The following is a 1,050-nucleotide window of genomic DNA, read 5'->3' on the forward strand; positions in this document are numbered from 1 at the left end:
TGGTTCGGGTAAGCACTAGTCCGGGATTATTGAAAGCGGCGAATGGGGCACCATTAAAGGTCAACTTTATTGCCCAAACTGGCGGGGAGACCGTTGTGGCCTCCCCGGTAACGATCAACAGACAACTAACTTCTTTTTGGCTTCAAAAGAGTTCTTTTCCATCTGGTATTGTACAGTTTACGCTCTTTAGCAGCACAGGAGAACCATTGAACGAGCGCTTGGCTTTTGTAAAAACGCAGGACAGGATGCAGCTGAAGCTCAGTAGTTCAAAGCGTATTTATAAAAGCAAGGAAAAAGTAGATTTGGAACTGGAGGCCAGGGACAGAAACGATAAGATGGTGTCGGGTAGCTTTTCGGTGACCGTAACGGATGAGGATAAGGTTCCAATAGCTGAAGAAAAGGAACATACGATTTTCTCAGATCTGCTGCTGACTTCAGATTTAAAGGGTTATGTTGAAAAGCCAAACTATTATTTCAGCAAGGAGACCGAAGAAGTGAATCGGGCATTGGATAACCTGATGCTTACCCAGGGGTACAGAAGGTTTGTTTGGAAGGAGTTGGTTGCAGATCCAGCCCTGGCTTACTTAACTGATCCAATGTTCAAAAAGGAAAGTTTAGGATTGGATATTTCAGGAGTTGTTAAAACCTTAAATGACAAAGTGGTTCCCTCTGCAAAGATCACCTTGATTTCTACTAAAATAGGGGTCTTTGAAACTGCAAGTACAGATGCAAATGGTCGGTTTAAGTTTGAAGGATTGGTGTTAACAGATAGCATAAAGTTTACAGTTCAGGCAAGAACAGAAAGGAATGGGACGAAAGTAGAGGTGGTGCTAGACAGCGTGCCTAAAGTTCTCTTGAGCAAGAACAAAAACATTGCAGATGTGAGCACAAACATACCTTATGTGATGAAGGCTTACATTGACAACAGCAAAAAGCTCGATGACTTTTATGAAAAGACTGGTCAGTTGAACCGGGTGCAAAAGCTGAGGGAAGTGAACATCTCAGCAAGGAAAAAACCTGTTGCAACTTATGCTGCTCAGGGACCTTTAC

The 1,050-nt window shown here is 43.0% G+C and carries 1 protein-coding gene; it reads left to right on the top strand.

Annotated features, from left to right (window positions below; genetic code table 11):
• Nucleotides 1–1,050: carboxypeptidase-like regulatory domain-containing protein (locus tag ACHFIZ_RS17915; protein ID WP_410888341.1), on the top strand; the 1,050-nt coding region annotated here is incomplete at both ends.

The organism is Pedobacter sp. JCM 36344, from assembly GCF_046546555.1.
Taxonomy (GTDB): domain Bacteria; phylum Bacteroidota; class Bacteroidia; order Sphingobacteriales; family Sphingobacteriaceae; genus Pedobacter.